This is a genomic window from Kocuria sp. WRN011 (assembly GCF_002295155.1).
Taxonomy (GTDB): domain Bacteria; phylum Actinomycetota; class Actinomycetes; order Actinomycetales; family Micrococcaceae; genus Kocuria; species Kocuria carniphila.
Genome location: NZ_NSGI01000002.1, coordinates 307,114 through 324,195, shown reverse-complemented (window position 1 = coordinate 324,195; position 17,082 = coordinate 307,114). Strand labels below are relative to the sequence as shown.

Below are 17,082 nucleotides of genomic sequence, written 5' to 3'. Positions count from 1 at the left end.
TGGCTACCTTTGAAGCTGAGCACCCGCGGGGTGTTCAGCCGGGGAGGGTGGTCTTGGGCGGACCGTTCGCCGCGGTATCAATATTGCTGCTTTAGGGGGCGCAAGATCTCATGAAAAATCGTTTTGCACGCGCGGGCGCTGCCGTTGTCGTCGCCGCTGGTTTGACCTTCGGTGCGGCCGCACCTGCCCAAGCCTTCTCGTGGTTCGGTCCGGGTTACACCTACCCTTCGCACTCGGAATGGTCGATTCCCACTTGCCAGGGCACTGGTGAGTTCGGTTCATTCTTCAACCGGAACTTCAACAGCCACATTGGCGACTTGAACAACTTCTCCGCCACGGCGAACGACATCTACTCCAACACGTTCTCCAGCCCCAAGGGTTTCCTGACGAGCGTGGCGTACACAGTGACGCAGCCCATCAACTTCTTGGCGTACCCCACCCTGGACCTCGTGGGCCACGGCCAAGCCACGGCTCAGTCGAGCTGCTGATACCTCAACAATGCGAACGCGTTCAGCGTTCCAGACGAACGGGACCCCGCTTGCTCACGCAAGCGGGGTCCCGTTCGTTGCTGCTAACGGTCTGCTACTGGCCGTTGATCTTCCGGTGTTCGCGGGAGAGTTCCATGTAATGTTCGGCGTTCTGACGGACGGCTGTTCGCTCGTCCTCCGTGAGTTCGCGGCGGACCTTTCCGGGCACACCCGCGACCAACGAGCCGGGCGGAACCCGCGTGCCTTCCAGCACCACGGCGCCGGCCGCAATCAAGCTTCCGGTTCCGATCACTGCACCGTTGAGCACCGTCGCGTTCATTCCCACGAGCACCTCGTCCTCCAGGGTGCAACCGTGCACCACGGCGCCGTGGCCCACGCTCACGCGCTCGCCAATGGTGCAGGGGTGGCCGGGGTCGGAATGGACCGACACGTTGTCCTGGAGATTCGAGTTCGCACCCAGCCTCAGTGGGGAGCGATCACCACGCATCACGGCGCCGTAGAAGACTCCCGCACCATCCCTGACCTCCACATCACCGATCAGGGTGGCGTTGGGGGCAATGAAAGCGGTCTGGGCAACCGTTGGTTCGTGGTTACCGTAGGGGAGGCGGACGTGCGGTCCTGCACCGGTGGATTCACTGTGTGTCATGGCGCACAGTTTATCCACCGGGGGCGTGCGCTACCGGGACCTACCGTACGTCGTTACCGTCCGACACGGACTGCCGACGGAGCCGGGCCAGGGCCTTCTCGGGTCGGCGGGACGCGCGGTGCTTGAGGGACACGGAGATCTTCTGTCCGCCCTTGAGCACGTACTCGGCGCCGTTGACGTGGATGGTCACGGGGCCCGCCTTGGACGAGGTGCCCTCCAACTCCAGGATGTCCTGGTCGATGGAGACCTCGATGACCTGTCCCCGGTACAGCACCGTGAAGTCAACGGCCTGTAGCTCGCGCGGCAGGGTGGGTCGGAATTCCAGCCAGTCGCCACGCACACGCAATCCTGCGTACGCGCGGGTGATCACGTCCACGGATCCGGCCATGGCGCCCAGGTGGATGCCCTCGCCGGTTGTTCCACCCTGTGTGTCGTCCAGGTCGACCATGAGAGCGTCCTGGAAGGAGCCCCACGAGCGATCAGGGTCCAACCACGCGAGAACCGCGGCGTTGACCACGCGGGACAACGAGGAGCCGTTGGAGGACCGCGCGATGTAGTGGTCCACGGTGCGCTGCACGGTGTCGTGGTCGATCGAGTAGCCCATGCGCTCGAGCTCTTCGATCAGACCCTCAGGACCCAGCAGGTAGACCAGCATGATGGTGTCAGCCTGCTTGGTCAGCTTGTAGTTGTTGGTGAGGTCGCCCTCGTTCTCCAACAACAGGTCCAACCGGCCGATGTTGTGGTACTTGCTGCGGTAGAAGTCCCAGTCGAGCTCTGCCAACTGGTCGTAGCCCTCGAATTGGGAAATGGTGCCGTCCGCGTTGAAGGGAACGTACATGTGCTTGGCCATGTTCAACCACGTCTGCACCTCCTGGCCGGAGATCTCGAACCGGGATTCGAGTTCTTCACGCTGGTGCTCGACCATGTCGTTGAAGATGTGCGCCGAGTGCCGGAACAACCACGAGGCCAGAATGTTGGTGTACGCGTTGTCCTTGAGTCCTCCGCCGTGCTGACCCGCGGGGCCGTCGTGGTACTCGTCCGGACCCATGACACCGGCAATGTGGTATTTGCCGTCATGGGAGTCGTACTCGGCCAGCGATGCGAACAAGCGGGTGATGCCGATGATCAGCTCGGAACCGTGACCGGAGAGCCAATCGATGTCACCGGTGGATTCGTAGTACACCCAGGCGTTGTAGGCGATGGCCAGGCCCACGTGGAACTGGCGCCAGGAATTGTCCGGCAACCAGCGGCGCGAATGGTGGTTGTACAGTTCGGGCGGGGTTTCCTCGCTGCCGTCCGAGCCTGACTGCCACGGGAAGGCCGTGCCGTAGAGTCCGAGCTCCTGAGCGCGGTGCCGGGCCATGGCCAGGCGGCGCCACCGGTAGGACAGCAGTGAGCGGGTCACGTGCGGGTGGCGCATGTTGACCACGGGCAGGATGAACAGCTCGTCCCAGAAGATGTGGCCGCGGTAACCCTCACCGTGCAGGCCGCGCGCGGGAACACCGGCGTCACGCAGGGAGAGGTGCGGCGCGAGCGTCTGCGCAGTGTGGAACAAGTGGGTGCGCATGGCCAGCTGGGTACTGCGGGATTCGGCGGAGTCCTCGGCGGCATCGAGGGTCACCTCGTAACGGTCCCACAGGCGGGCCCATTCGATCTCGTGCGAAGCGAGCAGCTTGCGGACGCCAAACGGAGTGCGGTCCAGCTCGGACAGCGCGCCCTCCCGCGGGGAGCTAATGGCGGCGTCGCGGCTGGTGACAACCGCGGTCGTGCTGTCGATAACCACGGGTTGATCGGTCGTGACCTGTAGCAGGTGGCGTCGGAACTCGATGCCGCCGGGGCGAACCTCGCGGCGTTCGCTACTGGGCACGTCACTCTCGACCCGCGTGCGCTGGGCCATGGCGATCTCGATCTTCGACTGCGACGTGCGCACCAGCGAGAGCAGGGTTTCGTGCTCGTCCGGAAGGGTGGTCGACTCGAGCAGCATGAGGTGGTGGGAGTTCAACTCCTTGTACTCCGCCACGCCGCTGTTGGTCACGGTGGGATCAATACCCGTGCGGACGTGCAATCGGCCCGAGTAGTTGCGGGGGATCAGAGTGGTCTCCTGAGCGCCCAGGTGGCGATAGCGCAGGGACACCAGACGCCGCTGCACCACATCCAGGCTACGGATGGAACCGTCCGGGCGGGGTTCGGGATCGCTCAGGGTCAGGGATCGGGTCAGCAGACCACGGCGCAAATCCAAGGCCACGTGCTCCTTGGAGGGGCGCAGGCCGCCCTCGGACCACCACTCGCCCTCGGCGAAGCGCAGGTCCAGGTGCAACCAGTTGGGGGTGTTGACCATGGATTCGTGTTCGGCATCTCGGCCGTTGATGTTGCTCTGCACCCGATTGAACACGCCGGCCAGGTAGGTGCCGGGGTAGTGAACGTCGTTCGCGGGAAATTCACTGGCCGCGCCGCGCACGCCCATGTAGCCGTTGGCCAGGGTCAGCATGGTCTCGCGGCGCGATTCGTTGGCGGGATCGAACCCCTCGAAGGCGAGGGTCCACGGGTCGTCACGCAGGGCGCCGAGATCCAGCTCTCCCACGTCGTTGAGCACAATGTTTGCCCCCGCGCGGTAGAGCCGATCGCGAGCGCTGTCTCGGTTGATGCCCACGACCAGGCCGAAACCGCCGGCGACACCCGCCTGCACGCCGGCCACGGCGTCCTCGACGACCACCGAGTTCTCGGCGGGAACGTTCAACAGACGCGCACATTCCAAGAAGGTGTCCGGGGCTGGTTTGCCGGGCAGGTTCTGCTGGGCGGCCATGTTGCCGTCCACGATTTCGTCGAAGATCTCCGACAGCCCGGCGGCCGCCAGGACCACGCCGCTGTTGCGGCTGGCGGTGACCAGACCCACGGGGACCCCCGCGTCCTGCAGGCGTTCGATGAGCGCCACGGTGCGGGGAAACACCCGTACGCCGTGTTCCTTGAGTTCAGCGTGGAAGAAGCCGTCCTTGGTGGCCGCCTGTCCCTGAACGGTCCAGTCTCCGGCCTTGGGCTCCTCGTCGTTGCGGGCTTCGGGCAGCATGGCACCGCGGGCCGCGAGCAGCGCGCGGACGCCGTCCTCGCGACGTCGTCCGTCCACGTAGGTGCGGTACTCACCCAGGGGATCGAAGGGGGAACGATCTACTTGGCCACCCGGTTCGGCGGGTTCCAGCCGCTCGTCGACCAGAATGGCGTCAAAGAGCTGTTGCCACGCGCGGGCGTGCACGCTGGCGGTGTCCGTGACCACGCCGTCCATGTCGAAGATGACGGCTGAGTAGCGGGTCCGCAGCACATCCACCGGGGCCGAAGGAGCGTGGTCCTCCGTGATCCGGGGCATGGAAGCGGTGAACGGGGCGGTGGGCAGAACGTTCACAGCGCAGTAACTCCTTGGACGGATCGAACTCGATCCGAGGTGGTGAAACGGGGGTCAGGAACATGTTAAGGAAACACTCGTCACGGTGAAATGGAAAGTAGCCCGCAAACAGTGTGTTCCTCACGTCGGTGTGCTAGGCAACCTCAAAAGTGTACGAGCATACCTGCCCGTGTACCAGTGGGTAGAGCGTGGTTTCTTACACAGTTGTGCACCGACATCCTTGCGAGCGGGCTCGGGGCTATGCTGGACGCGACCCCCTCCCGCGCCAATAGAAGGTGGAGCATGACGGAATCTCTGGGACAGTCAGTCACCAATCAGCCGCTGTCCGAGGTCGACCCGGACGTATCACGGGCCATTGACCAAGAATTGGGGCGTCAGCGCTCCACGTTGGAAATGATCGCTTCAGAGAATTTCGCGCCGCGCGCCGTTCTCGAAGCGCAGGGCTCCGTGCTCACCAACAAGTATGCAGAGGGCTACCCGGGCCGCCGCTATTACGGCGGCTGCGAATACGTGGACGTCGTGGAGAACCTGGCCCGCGACCGCGCGACCGCGTTGTTCGGGGCCGAACACGCCAACGTGCAGCCCCACTCGGGTGCACAGGCCAACACCGCCGTGATGGCAGCTCTCATGCAGCCCGGTGACACCTTGATGGGCTTGTCCCTGGCTCACGGTGGTCACCTGACCCACGGCATGAAGATCAACGTGTCCGGCAAGCTCTACAACATTGCCGCGTACGAGGTTGATCCGGACAGCTACCGCATTGACATGGACAAGGTGCGAGAGACCGCACTGGAAGCCCGTCCCAAGGTGATCGTGGCCGGCTGGTCCGCGTACTCACGCCAGCTGGACTTCGAGGCGTTCCGTTCCATCGCGGACGAAGTGGATGCAAAGCTGTGGGTCGACATGGCCCACTTCGCCGGTCTGGTGGCCGCAGGGCTGCACCCCAACCCGGTGCCTCACGCCCACGTGACCACCTCAACCGTGCACAAGACGCTGGCGGGTCCGCGTTCCGGTGTGATTCTGTCCACCGAAGAATTCAAGAAGAAGATCGATTCCGCAGTGTTCCCGGGTCAGCAGGGCGGACCGCTCATGCACGCCATTGCAGGCAAGGCCGTGGCCTTCAAGATCGCCGCGTCCGAGGACTTCGCCGAACGTCAGCGCCGCACCATCGAAGGTGCCCAGATCCTCGCCGAGCGCCTGAACGCACCGGATGTCGCAGAGCACGGCGTGTCCGTGCTGACCGGCGGCACCGACGTGCACCTGGTGATCGTGGACCTGCGCAACTCGGAGCTGGACGGCAAGCAGGCCGAAGACCTGCTGCACCAGGCGGGCATCACCGTGAACCGCAACGCGGTTCCGTGGGATCCCCGCCCGCCCATGACCACTTCGGGTCTGCGCATCGGCACTCCCGCACTGGCCACTCGCGGTTTCGGCGCCAAGGAATTCGAAGAGGTCGCGGACGTCATCGCCGCAGCCCTCAAGCCCGGCGCGGACGTCGATGCCCTGCGCAAGCGCGTTGACGCCCTGACCGAGCAGTTCCCGCTGTACCCCGGCCTTGAGGAATGGTGAGGATGACCGCTCAGATTTTGGACGGCAGGGCCACCGCGGCCGCCATCAAGTCCGAACTCGCCGAACGCGTGAAGGTGCTGGCCGACAAGGGTCGCGTTCCGGGACTGGCCACCGTGCTGGTCGGTGACGACCCGGCGTCGCACTCCTACGTAGCGGGCAAGCACCGTGACTGCGAGCAGGTGGGGATCTCCTCGATCCGCAAGGAACTGCCCGCGGACGTCTCACAGGAGGACCTCGAGAAGGCCATCGACGAGCTGAACGAGGACCCGGCCTGCACCGGGTACATCGTGCAGTTGCCGCTTCCCGATCAGATCGACACGAATGCGATCCTGGAACGGATTGATCCGGCCAAGGACGCGGACGGTTTGCATCCCACCAACCTGGGGCGCTTGGTGCTCAACGTCAATGAGCCCATGACCTCGCCGCTGCCGTGCACGCCCGCCGGAATTGTTGAGCTGTTGGATCGGCACGGCGTGGAGCTCAAGGGCAAGCACGTGGTGGTGGTTGGCCGCGGTGTCACCGTGGGTCGCCCCATCGGGCTGCTCCTGACCCGCCGCGAGATCAACGCGACCGTCACGCTGGCCCACACCGGCACACAGAATCTGGGTGAGTTGCTCGCTCAGGCTGATGTGGTGGTGGCCGCTGCCGGTCGACCGCACATGATCAAGGCCGACCAGATCAAGGACGGCGCGGTACTGCTGGACGTGGGCGTCTCGCGCATCGAGGACCCGGAGACCGGCAAGAAGAAGCTCACCGGTGACATAGATCCCGCCGCGGCGGAGAAGGCCTCGTGGCTTTCCCCCAACCCCGGGGGAGTGGGGCCCATGACCCGCGCCATGTTGCTCGTCAACGTGGTCGAGTCCTGCGAACGCGCCGAGGGCATCCTGCAGTAAAAGAGGTCGGCCTCGCGTAACGCACGGCCCACCACACGCATAGCCCACCACACGCACGCCGACGCCGCGCCGCCCACGGGTAGCGCGGCGTCGGCGTGTGTGCGGTTCCTATTCGGTGGGAATCTGCTGGAGCGGACCGGTGGCGGGGCCGGGCGGCTTGGGGCGCCGGTGGTCGAGCAGAGCGATCACGAACGCGATCACCAGGACCCCCACGATGGCCAAGAAACTGGCGGTGAAGGCCGTGTCCCAGTCGGAGCGAGCCAGCACGCCGAAGGCCACGGCGGTGATCACGGCCGTGCCCACGGCGGTGCCCACGCGCTGGCCGGTCTGCATCACCCCGCCCGCGGCACCGGCGAACTTGAGCGGCACCTCCGAGAAGCTCAGGGTCTGGTTGGGCGGCATCACGGAGCCCTGGCCCACGCCCACCAGGACGAGGGTGAGGTAGAGCCACGCGATGTTCCAGTCGAAGTGCACCACGCCGTAGATCACGCCGATGGTCGTCAGCAGACCGGTCATCGCGCAGGCAATGCCGACCAGGATGACTCGGCGGCCGAAACGCAGTACGCCGCGTCCGGCCAGCGGTGCCACGACCGCGGACATCAGCGCCGCGGGCAGGCTCAACATGCCGGCCTCGAGTGCGGTGCGACCCAGTCCCTGCTGCACGTACATGGCCAGCACGACCCACACGCTGGTCATGCCCAGGAAGTACACGGTGATCATGGCGGAGCCGTAACTGAAACTGGCGATCCGGAACAGGTCCAGATCCACCATGGGTTCGTGGCCGCGGGACTTGTAGCGCGCCTCCCACCGGGTCCATGCGAAGAGCAGCAGCGCGCCCAGCAGCAGGGATAGCCACACGAGCGGTCCCAGGCGGGATTCCACGAACGGGAACAACAGCGCCAGGATCCCCAGACCGAACAGCACGACCCCAACGGGGTCCATGTCCACCCGGCCGGGCTTGCGTTTCTGCCGTGGCAGCCACAGGGCCGCGAGCAGGAGGGCCACCGCTGCGGTGGGCACATTGATGAGGAACGTGGCGCGCCACCCGGCACCGTCACCCAAGGCACCGATCAGGAAGCCACCGAACGCGGGGCCGATGGCCACGGCGACACCCACCACCGCACCGAGCATCCCGAAGGCCTTGGCGCGGGCGGGACCGTGGAAGTACTGCTGGATCATGCCCACGCTCTGCGGATTGATCAAACCGGAGCCGAGTCCCTGAGCCACACGCCCGATGTTCAGCACCGTGGTGTTCGGTGCCAACCCTCACACCAGGGACGCGACCGCGAACAAAATGATGCCTGCCATGAAGAGCTTGCGGCGACCGAAGATGTCGCCCGCCCGGCCGCTGGCCACGAGCAATACGCCGAAGGCCAGGGCGAAACCGGTGAGCACCCACTGCAGTGCGGAGGAACTGGCATGCAGGTCCGCCTGGATCGCGGGAAGTGCCACGTTCACGATGGACACGCTGACCAACGCCATGAAGAGGGGGACCAGAAGGACCCACAGGATCTTGCTGCGCTCGCGCGGGGTCAAAGGTTCCGGCGCGGAAATGGGGCTACTCACTCGATCCTTGATACCCCATAACCGCCCAGGACACTAAGGCCCGGGCCGATGGGTGAGACGGGCGGGCAAAGTCTGAGGGGTCGATTCGTGCGCCGGGGTGGACTTTGAGACAATGTTGCCCATGCAGCCCATTGGATCTTCACAAGCTCAGTTCACGGTCGATCCGCAGAGTGCCAAACGTACTCGCGGTGCTTTCTGGGGCACGATCATCGGGCTCGCGGTGCTGGTGATCATTTTCACCGTGGCACTGCTGCAGGCGGCCAACACCAACTCCGTGCTCGGCTGGATCCTGGCCGGTATCGCACTGGGGTGGCTCATGCTCGCGGTGTGGGCCCTGTCCATGGTTCGCAAGGCCGCCCGCTACGGACGTGATCAGGTCAAGCAGGCCCAGGATCGCTTCGACTCCCAGCACGGCCGCGCACCGGTTGCCGGCGGCGAGGCCGGGTCCGGACAATCTCTGCGTGATCAGAAGCTCGAGCACGGCATGCAGGTCATCCTGGTGCAGTCCAAGGTGGTCAAGGAACAGCTTGCCGAGACGAACCCGGACGCTGAGACCGTTCGGCGCGCACTGGAGACCATCGACATGACCGCGGCCAACGGGCTCAACAGCCTCAAGGAGTCGTCCAAGCCGGTCGACGGTACCGTGGTCGACTGAACCACTCCCACCACTTTTCTCACGACGAGTTTGCTCATCCCGAGTTCTTCCACAGCGAGGTACTGATCTTTCATGGCTGATTCCGCGTCCACGGTTCGCATTGCCACCGTCAACGTCAACGGCATTCGCGCCGCCTACCGCCGCGGCATGGCCGACTGGCTGCAGGGCCGCGACGTGGACCTGCTGTGCCTCCAGGAAGTCCGGGCTCCCGACAAGATCACTCGTGAATTGCTCGACGAGGACGTCTGGCACATTCACCACGCGGAGGCGTCGGCCAAGGGTCGCGCCGGTGTTGCCATCGCTACGCGCCGTGACGCCTTTGATGGTTCACTGTTACCCGTGGCCACCCGCGGTGGGATCGGCGACGAATACTTCGCGGATTCCGGCCGCTGGGTCGAGAACGACATCACCCTGCCCAACGGCGAGACCCTCACGTTGATCTCCGCCTACGTGCACTCCGGCGAGGTGGACACCCCTCGCCAGGTCGACAAGTACAAATTCCTGGACCTGATGATCGACCGTCTCCCCGCGCTGGCCGAGCACAGCGATCATGCGTTGATCGTGGGTGACCTCAACGTGGGTCACACCGAGCTGGACATCAAGAACTGGAAGGGCAACGTCAAGAACGCCGGTTTCCTGCCCGAGGAGCGCGCGTACTTCGACCGCTTCTTCGGTGACCTGGGCTACGTGGATGTGGCCCGATCCCTGGCCGGCGAGGTGCCCGGCCCGTACACGTGGTGGTCCTACCGCGGCAAGGCCTTCGACACGGACGCCGGTTGGCGCATCGACTACCACATGGCCACTCCAGCGCTCGCGTCCCGGGCTCAGTCGGCCGTGGTGGATCGCGCCGCGAGCTACGACGTGCGGTTCTCAGACCACGCACCGCTCGTGGTCGACTACAGCTTCGACTGATTCAGTATTTTTTCGGCGACGACGCCGCTCGGTGACCTTGGCCGCGCAGCCGACCGAGCGGCGTCGTCGCCCGTGACCAGCAATGATTCGCACTAGGTGAAAGAAGCACTCGTGAACGAGCAGACCACCCCCGTATCGACCAAGCCCCGCGTGGTGTCCGGCGTGCAGCCCTCGGCGGATTCCCTGCACCTGGGTAACTATGTGGGGGCGCTGCGTAACTGGGTGTCCATGCAGGACGAGAACGACTGCGTGTTCTTCGTGGCGGATCTGCACTCGATCACCGCGGGGCAGGACCCGGCCACCATGGCCGAGCGCACCCGCGTGACCGCTGCGCAGTACATTGCGGCCGGCATCGACCCGGAGCGTTCCACGCTGCTCATCCAGTCGCAGGTGCCCGAGCACACCCAGTTGTCGTGGGTACTCAACTGCATCACCGGTTACGGCGAGGCTGCTCGGATGACCCAGTTCAAGGACAAGTCTCTCAAGCAGGGCGCGGACAACACCACCGTGGGGCTGTTCACCTACCCGGTGCTGATGGCCGCGGACATCCTGATTTATCAGGCCAATCAGGTGCCGGTGGGGGAGGACCAGCGCCAGCACCTGGAACTCACACGCAACCTGGCCCAGCGCTTCAACGCGCGCTTCGGCGAGACCTTCGTGGTGCCGGACGCCAAGATCCTGACCAACTCGGCCAAGGTCTACGACCTACAGAACCCCATGGCCAAGATGTCCAAGTCCGCAGCCTCCGAGAACGGCCTGGTGCGCCTGTTGGACCCGGCCAAGAAGAACGCCAAGAAGATCAAGTCGGCCGTGACCGATGACGGCAACGTGATCCGTTTCGACCGTGAGGCGCAGCCGGGTATTGCGAACCTGCTGACCATCTACTCCTCGCTCACCGGAGAACCGATCGAGTCCATCGTGGCGCAGTACGAAGGCAAGATGTACGGCCACTTGAAGGTCGGACTGGCCGAGGTAGTCACCGAGACCCTCGACCCCATTCAGCAGCGTGCCCAGCAACTGCTGGACGACCCGGCCGAGTTGGACCGACTCCTCGCCCGCGGTGCGCACAAGGCACGGGAGATGACCTCGGAAACCATCAAGACGGTCTACGACCGCATGGGCTTCCTGCCGGGTGTGTGATCCCATGATGGCCTCGACTAGGCTGAAACTCGCGTGAGACGAGGAGGCCCAGTGCAAAACCAACACAGTTCACCCACGGTCAAGCCGGGGCAGGTTTACGCGGGTGTGGTCATCGAGTTGCCCGAGCCCATGGGCAAGGAGCTCCAGGACTGGCGTGCCTCCTTCGGCGACCCCGTGGCCGGTAGCGTTCCCGCGCACATCACGCTCATGATCGCCGCGCGTGAGGACCGTTGGGAAGAACTGGTGGATCACGTGCGCACCGTGGTGAGCGGTTGGAAGCCCTTCCACGTCGAAATCAACGGGACCGGCACCTTCCGGCCCGTCACTCCCGTGGTGTTCCTGCGCATCGACAAGGGCTATGACGACTGCGTGGCGCTGCACAACCGTCTCAACGATGCCGAACTGGTATCCGCCTCGCCCTTCGAGTTCCACCCGCACGTCACACTGGCCCAGGCCGTTCCTGACGAGCACCTGGACCGAGCCCAGCAGATGCTGCGCACCTATCGGGCCTCGTTCCTGGTGGACCACATCGACCTCTACGAGGGCGACGAGAACGGCCAATGGCACGTGCGCGAACGCATTGCGTTCGCCGGCGATGGCCGCGCCTGACAACGCTCCGCCGCCGGTGGTCCCCCCGATCACCGACCGGCGGGGTCTCACCGCAGAACACCGGAGACTTGCCCGGGTACGGCAGCAACTCGCGGACGACGGCGCGCCGCTGGGTCAGCGACTGGGCGCCCTGGTGGGCTGGGCCTTCGCGCGGCTCATGTCACTTTTCCCCGCTCGGATCATCACGCATTACATGTTTCACGGTGGCCCGCTCATGGCGGCAGGGTTGGCCTATCAGCTGCTCTTCGCGTCCACGGCCTTGCTGGTCATCGGGTTCTCGCTGCTCGGGATGTTCCTGGGTAGGGACTCCGCCCTGCAACAGTCACTCGTGCAGAGCATTGGTCAGGCGGTTCCCGGTCTGCTGGACGTGGGTGACGGTCAAGGGGGAGTGATACCCCTGAGTCTCCTGCAGAACACGGCGCCGTTCACCGTGGCCTCGGGCATTGCGGCCGGTGTCCTGGTGTTCACCGCGTGGCGGTGGATCGCGGGAATCCGCCTGGCCACCCGTCGCATGTTCGAACTACCCCCGGCTCCGGGGATTCCCATAGCCGCCGTGCCGCGCGATCTGGCGTGGTTGGCCGTGATCGGCGTTCTGCTGTTGTCGTCGGCCGCCATCAGCGTGTTCGCCTCCGGCGCCGTGGAGTCCGTGATGCGATGGCTGGAAAGTACGGGGTGGATCGAACCGCAGGAGTGGCTGGACAGCGGCCTCAACGTCGTGATCGCCATCGCCTTGGGATTCCTGGTCGACCTGCTCATGAGCTTCACCCTGGTCCGAGGGGTCTCGCAGCTCAAACTGCACCGCAAGGCGCTGCTGGTGACGGTTCTGGTGGGCGCAATCGGTTCGCAACTGTTGCGCTTTGCCGGCGGCGAGATCATCGCGCGCACCACCAACAACCCCTATCTCTTCTCCTTCGCGGTGCTGGTCGGTGTGCTGCTGTGGTTCAACCTGTACGGGCAGATCCTGCTGCTCGCGGCGGCCGCGGGGGCCGTGGTGCAGGCCGACATTCGCGGCGCGCGAGCACAACCCGAACGGGAGACACGCGCGGTGACCGTCGTGGCGGCGTCGTCCCTGCCGACCGCCTCGCGGGGCCTGGAGCCGTACGGCACGACGCCGGGCGGAGACACTGCCGACGACGCCGCCGAGAGCCTCGCGGGGCGCGAGGGCAGCAGCGCGTTCCGCTCGAACTCGTAGGTATTCCCCCCACCCGAATGCTCCGGTCTCGGGCGCTCCGTCGTCCCGGCGCGCGTTTACCGCAGAAGCCGAACCCGTTCGGTGTAGCGCACTGGAACTGTGACCTGGCCCAGGGGAGAAGGGCACGATTGGACCCAGGGATAGTGCACAGAGCAAAGTGGCCCGGATCCGAATGGATCCGGGCCACTTCACTGACCGTTGCTTACAGTGCGCTGGCGAAGACCGCCTTCTTGACCTCGGCAATGGCCTTGGTCACCTGAATGCCACGGGGGCACGCTTCGGTGCAGTTGAAGGTGGTGCGGCAACGCCACACGCCTTCCTTGTCGTTGAGGATCTCCAGACGCATGTCGCCGGCCTGGTCACGCGAGTCGAAGATGAAGCGGTGTGCGTTCACGATCGCTGCGGGGCCGAAGTACTGGCCGTCGGTCCAGAAGATCGGGCAGGACGAGGTGCACGCCGCGCACAAGATGCACTTGGTGGTGTCATCGAAGCGCTCGCGGTCCTCTTGGGACTGGTAACGCTCGTACGTGGGCTCGTGGTCGTCGTTCACCAGGAACGGCATGATCTCACGGTAGGACTGGAAGAAGGGCTCCATGTCCACGATGAGGTCCTTCTCGCACGGAAGACCCTTGATGGGCTCCACCATGATCGGCTTGTCGAGATCCAGGTCCTTCAGCAGGGTCTTGCACGCGAGACGGTTGCGGCCGTTGATGCGCATGGCATCGGAACCGCACACGCCGTGAGCGCACGAGCGGCGGAAGGACAGCGAGCCGTCCAACTCCCACTTGACCTTGTGCAAGGCATCCAACACGCGGTCGGTGCCGTACATGGTCAGCTGCCACTCGTCCCAGTGGGCGTCCTCGCTGAACTCGGGATCGTAGCGACGCACCTTCAGGGTGACGTCATAGGTGGGGATCGCTTCAGAGGATGATTCCTGCTGAACGTCCTGGTTCTCGTTCTCAGTTACTGCAGTGGACATTAGTACTTACGCTCCATCGGCTCGTAACGGGTAAAGATCACGGGCTTGGTCTCCTGGCGGATACCGGCCGTGGGCGAGGAGGGATCTTCGTAGACCATGGAGTGAAGCATGAACTTCTCGTCATCACGGTCGGGGAAGTCCTCGCGGAAGTGACCGCCGCGCGATTCCTCGCGGTGCAGGGCGGCCACGGACATGACCTTGGCCAACTGCAACAGGAAGCCCAGCTCAACGGCTTCGAGCAGGTCCAGGTTGAAACGCTTGCCCTGGTCCTGGATGGAGATATTGGCGTAACGCTCTTCCAAGGCAGCAATGTCAGCAAGGCACTGCTCAATGGTTTCCGCGGTACGGAACACCTGCATGTTCAGGTCCATCGTGTCCTGCAGATCCTTGCGGATGGCGCCGACCTTCTCGCTGCCGTGGCCACTGCGTGCGTTGTCGAGCAGTGCTTCGGTGCGCTCGGCGGCGTTGTCCGGGATCGGCAGGAACTCTGCGTCGCGAGCGTACTCGGCGGCGTAGATACCGGCGCGCTTACCGAACACGTTGATGTCCAGCAGCGAGTTGGTGCCCAAGCGGTTGGAGCCGTGAACGGACACGCATGCCACCTCACCGGCGGCGTACAGGCCGGGAATGGTGGTCTCGGAGTCCTGGAAAACCTCGCCCTTGATGTCCGTGGGGATGCCACCCATGCAGTAGTGCGCGGTGGGGAACACGGGAACGGGCTCGGTGTAGGGCTCCACACCCAGGTACGTGCGAGCGAACTCGGTGATGTCCGGAAGCTTGGCGTCGATGTGAGCCGGCTCCAGGTGGGTGAGGTCCAACAGGACGTAGTCCTTGTGCGGACCGCAACCGCGACCCTCGCGGACCTCGTTGGCCATGGAACGGGCCACGATGTCACGGGGTGCGAGGTCCTTAATGGTGGGCGCGTAACGCTCCATGAAGCGCTCACCATCAGAGTTACGCAGAATGCCACCCTCACCACGGGCTGCCTCGGACACCAGAATGCCGAGACCCGCCAGGCCGGTCGGGTGGAACTGGACGAACTCCATGTCCTCCAGGGGAAGGCCCGCGCGGAACGCGATGGCCATGCCGTCACCGGTCAGGGTGTGGGCGTTGGATGTGGTCTTGAAGACCTTGCCCGCGCCGCCGGAAGCGAAGATCACGGACTTGGCCTGGAACACGTGCAGTTCGCCGGTGGCGAGGTCGTAGGAGACCACGCCTGCGGGGCGACGACCCTCCGGGGTGTCCACCATGATCAGGTCGAGCACGTAGTACTCGTTGTAGAACTCCACGTTGTGCTTGATGCAGTTCTGGTAGAGCGTCTGCAAAATCATGTGACCGGTACGGTCAGCGGCGTAGCACGCACGGCGAACGGGGTTCTTGCCGTGGTCGCGGGTGTGACCGCCGAAGCGACGCTGGTCGATCTTGCCCTCGGGCGTGCGGTTGAACGGCAAGCCCATTTTTTCGAGGTCGAGAACCGCGTCAATGGCCTCCTTGGCCATGACCTCGGCTGCGTCCTGATCGACGAGGTAGTCGCCACCCTTAACGGTGTCGAACGTGTGCCATTCCCAGTTGTCTTCTTCGACATTGGCCAGAGCCGCGCACATGCCACCCTGGGCTGCGCCGGTGTGTGACCGGGTGGGGTAGAGCTTGGTCAGTACGGCAGTGCGGGCGCGCTGGCCGGATTCAATGGCGGCGCGCATGCCGGCGCCACCGGCGCCGACGATAACCACATCGTACTTGTGAACCTGCATACCAGATGCTCTTTCTATGTGGATGAGTAAGTGAAGTGAACGTGCCCGTTCCGGGTGATCAATAGATCAAGCGGCGAAGCCCTGAGGCTCCGCCGCCCGAGTTATCACACGGTGTGGCAGAAGGAAGCGAGCAGCTCCGGATCGGCACCGGCGGGGCAGGGATCGAAGGTGAAGATCACCAGGGTGCCCAGCAGGATGACGAAGCCCGATGCCAAGAACAGCAGGACCTTCAGCCAGAAACGGGTGACGTTACGCTCGGCGTAGTCGTCGATGATGGTGCGCACGCCGTTGGTGCCGTGGAGCATGGCCAGCCAAAGCATGACCAGGTCCCAGACCTGCCAGAACGGATTGGCCCACTTGCCACCCACGAAACCGAAGTCGATGGCGTGAACGCCTTCGCCGACCATCAGGTTTACGAACAGGTGACCGAACACCAGGACGACCAGCACAATGCCGGACAAGCGCATGAACAACCACGCGAGCATCTCGAAGTTGCTGCGGGAGGCACCGGAACGGTTGTACTTGACGCCGTTCACCTCGAGGTCCCGGCTACGGGGGACCTGGATTTTGGTCTTGAGAGGTGTGCTCACGGAATCAGCCTCCGAATACGATCGACAGGTGGCGGATGAGGAACGGAATCATGACGATGACCCACAGAGCGATGACGCCCCAGAGCAGGCCCTTTTGATTCTTGGTGCCGCCCTTCCAGAAGTCGATCAGGATGATCCGCAGGCCGTTGAAGGCGTGGTAGACGATGGCTGCTACGAGCCCCGCCTCGCCAAGGCCCATGATGGGGTTCTTGTAGGTTGCCATCACCGCGTTGTAGGCCTCGGGCGATACCCGGACCAACGCGGTGTCAAGGACGTGGACCAACAAGAAGAAGAAGATGGCCACGCCTGTAATACGGTGGGCAACCCAAGACCACATGCCGTACTGGCCGCGGTAAAGGGTGCCCCTGGATGAGTTCGCCACGGAATAACCTCCCTGTGTCGCTCGTCGTCGTGCGCACTGGTTTGAACTAAAAAAACGGGATTCGCGCTGCTACACGGCTTAAGCGGAGCCCTGGCTGGCTCTGTCATGGATGATGCGCTATTTCGATCCAAAGATACCAGCCTGCGGGTGAGTTCCTGACAACGTGTCGCTAACCGCACCGGGGCGTAATCCCGCACAATTACGGCACGTTTGTGTGCTCGAATTAACCGTCAGTGCGGGGTTGAAATCAGACCGTCCACAACACAGGCCACGTGTGTGATCACGGGGGATGTCCCTGAGCGCGCCGGGCGGGCCG

At 64.3% G+C, this 17,082-nt stretch carries 14 protein-coding genes and 1 pseudogene; 8 read left to right on the top strand and 7 right to left on the bottom strand.

Features of this window, described 5'->3' with window-relative positions:
* Nucleotides 1-110 precede the first annotated feature (110 nt).
* Nucleotides 111-488 (top strand): hypothetical protein, encoded by a 378-nt coding sequence (locus CKW39_RS04210; RefSeq protein ID WP_095796893.1) that lies wholly within the window; start codon nucleotides 111-113, stop codon nucleotides 486-488.
* Nucleotides 489-582: 94 nt separating this feature from the next.
* Here CKW39_RS04210 and CKW39_RS04205 read toward each other — a convergent pair whose 3' ends face one another.
* Both CKW39_RS04205 and CKW39_RS04200 read right to left on the bottom strand, forming a co-directional pair.
* Nucleotides 583-1,134, bottom strand: a complete 552-nt coding sequence (locus CKW39_RS04205; protein ID WP_095796892.1) for a gamma carbonic anhydrase family protein — start codon at nucleotides 1,132-1,134, stop codon at nucleotides 583-585.
* Nucleotides 1,135-1,174: 40 nt separating this feature from the next.
* Nucleotides 1,175-4,528 carry a beta-phosphoglucomutase family hydrolase gene (locus tag CKW39_RS04200; protein WP_095796891.1) on the bottom strand — a complete coding sequence of 1,118 codons (3,354 nt, stop codon included), beginning with the start codon at nucleotides 4,526-4,528 and terminating at the stop codon, nucleotides 1,175-1,177.
* Nucleotides 4,529-4,810: 282 nt separating this feature from the next.
* Here CKW39_RS04200 and glyA point away from each other — a divergent pair, with 282 nt between their 5' ends.
* Entirely contained in the window at nucleotides 4,811-6,097 is a 1,287-nt protein-coding gene (glyA, locus tag CKW39_RS04195; RefSeq protein WP_095796890.1) for a serine hydroxymethyltransferase, read from the top strand.
* Nucleotides 6,098-6,099: 2 nt separating this feature from the next.
* Nucleotides 6,100-6,990, top strand: coding sequence for a bifunctional methylenetetrahydrofolate dehydrogenase/methenyltetrahydrofolate cyclohydrolase (locus tag CKW39_RS04190; protein ID WP_095796889.1), 891 nt, complete (start codon nucleotides 6,100-6,102; stop codon nucleotides 6,988-6,990).
* A 108-nt stretch (nucleotides 6,991-7,098) separates the two neighbouring features.
* Here the strand turns inward: CKW39_RS04190 and CKW39_RS04185 are convergent.
* A pseudogene (locus CKW39_RS04185) lies at nucleotides 7,099-8,472 on the bottom strand (MFS transporter).
* 205 nt (nucleotides 8,473-8,677) lie between these two features.
* On the opposite strand from CKW39_RS04185, the gene CKW39_RS04180 reads away from it, so the two are divergent.
* From CKW39_RS04180 to CKW39_RS04160, 5 genes are all read left to right on the top strand, one after another.
* Complete coding sequence (locus CKW39_RS04180; protein ID WP_254049268.1) at nucleotides 8,678-9,211, top strand: hypothetical protein; 534 nt, start codon at nucleotides 8,678-8,680, stop codon at nucleotides 9,209-9,211.
* A 72-nt stretch (nucleotides 9,212-9,283) separates the two neighbouring features.
* Nucleotides 9,284-10,123: an exodeoxyribonuclease III gene (locus tag CKW39_RS04175; RefSeq protein WP_095796887.1), complete on the top strand. Its 840-nt coding sequence runs from the start codon at nucleotides 9,284-9,286 to the stop codon at nucleotides 10,121-10,123.
* Nucleotides 10,124-10,234: 111 nt separating this feature from the next.
* Complete coding sequence (gene trpS / locus CKW39_RS04170) at nucleotides 10,235-11,263, top strand: tryptophan--tRNA ligase (protein WP_095797001.1); 1,029 nt, start codon at nucleotides 10,235-10,237, stop codon at nucleotides 11,261-11,263.
* A gap of 51 nt (nucleotides 11,264-11,314) precedes the next feature.
* Nucleotides 11,315-11,872: a 2'-5' RNA ligase family protein gene (locus CKW39_RS04165; RefSeq protein WP_095796886.1), complete on the top strand. Its 558-nt coding sequence runs from the start codon at nucleotides 11,315-11,317 to the stop codon at nucleotides 11,870-11,872.
* Between the two features lie 16 nt (nucleotides 11,873-11,888).
* Nucleotides 11,889-13,064 carry a YihY/virulence factor BrkB family protein gene (locus CKW39_RS04160; RefSeq protein ID WP_238663091.1) on the top strand — a complete coding sequence of 392 codons (1,176 nt, stop codon included), beginning with the start codon at nucleotides 11,889-11,891 and terminating at the stop codon, nucleotides 13,062-13,064.
* 202 nt (nucleotides 13,065-13,266) lie between these two features.
* Here the strand turns inward: CKW39_RS04160 and CKW39_RS04155 are convergent, their stop codons facing one another.
* The 4 genes from CKW39_RS04155 to sdhC all read right to left on the bottom strand — a co-directional run bounded on the left by CKW39_RS04155 (nucleotide 13,267) and on the right by sdhC (nucleotide 16,766).
* Complete coding sequence (locus tag CKW39_RS04155; RefSeq protein ID WP_095796884.1) at nucleotides 13,267-14,043, bottom strand: succinate dehydrogenase iron-sulfur subunit; 777 nt, start codon at nucleotides 14,041-14,043, stop codon at nucleotides 13,267-13,269.
* Nucleotides 14,043-15,794 (bottom strand): succinate dehydrogenase flavoprotein subunit, encoded by a 1,752-nt coding sequence (gene sdhA, locus CKW39_RS04150; protein ID WP_095796883.1) that lies wholly within the window; start codon nucleotides 15,792-15,794, stop codon nucleotides 14,043-14,045. The genes CKW39_RS04155 and sdhA overlap by 1 nt, the downstream gene beginning before the upstream one ends.
* 104 nt (nucleotides 15,795-15,898) lie before the next feature.
* Nucleotides 15,899-16,384, bottom strand: coding sequence for a succinate dehydrogenase hydrophobic membrane anchor subunit (locus CKW39_RS04145; protein ID WP_095796882.1), 486 nt, complete (start codon nucleotides 16,382-16,384; stop codon nucleotides 15,899-15,901).
* A gap of 4 nt (nucleotides 16,385-16,388) precedes the next feature.
* Nucleotides 16,389-16,766, bottom strand: a complete 378-nt coding sequence (gene sdhC / locus CKW39_RS04140) for a succinate dehydrogenase, cytochrome b556 subunit (protein ID WP_016996138.1) — start codon at nucleotides 16,764-16,766, stop codon at nucleotides 16,389-16,391.
* Nucleotides 16,767-17,082: the final 316 nt, after the last annotated feature.

Bases quoted from the DNA above. Each gene is read 5' to 3' on its own strand.
- CKW39_RS04210 (WP_095796893.1), top strand. From the start codon at position 111: ATGAAAAATCGTTTTGCACGCGCGGGCGCTGCCGTTGTCGTCGCCGCT.
- CKW39_RS04205 (WP_095796892.1), bottom strand. From the start codon at position 1,134: ATGACACACAGTGAATCCACCGGTGCAGGACCGCACGTCCGCCTCCCC.
- CKW39_RS04175 (WP_095796887.1), top strand. From the start codon at position 9,284: ATGGCTGATTCCGCGTCCACGGTTCGCATTGCCACCGTCAACGTCAAC.
- CKW39_RS04180 (WP_254049268.1), top strand. From the start codon at position 8,678: ATGCAGCCCATTGGATCTTCACAAGCTCAGTTCACGGTCGATCCGCAG.
- CKW39_RS04155 (WP_095796884.1), bottom strand. From the start codon at position 14,043: ATGTCCACTGCAGTAACTGAGAACGAGAACCAGGACGTTCAGCAGGAA.
- sdhA (WP_095796883.1), bottom strand. From the start codon at position 15,794: ATGCAGGTTCACAAGTACGATGTGGTTATCGTCGGCGCCGGTGGCGCC.
- CKW39_RS04190 (WP_095796889.1), top strand. From the start codon at position 6,100: ATGACCGCTCAGATTTTGGACGGCAGGGCCACCGCGGCCGCCATCAAG.
- glyA (WP_095796890.1), top strand. From the start codon at position 4,811: ATGACGGAATCTCTGGGACAGTCAGTCACCAATCAGCCGCTGTCCGAG.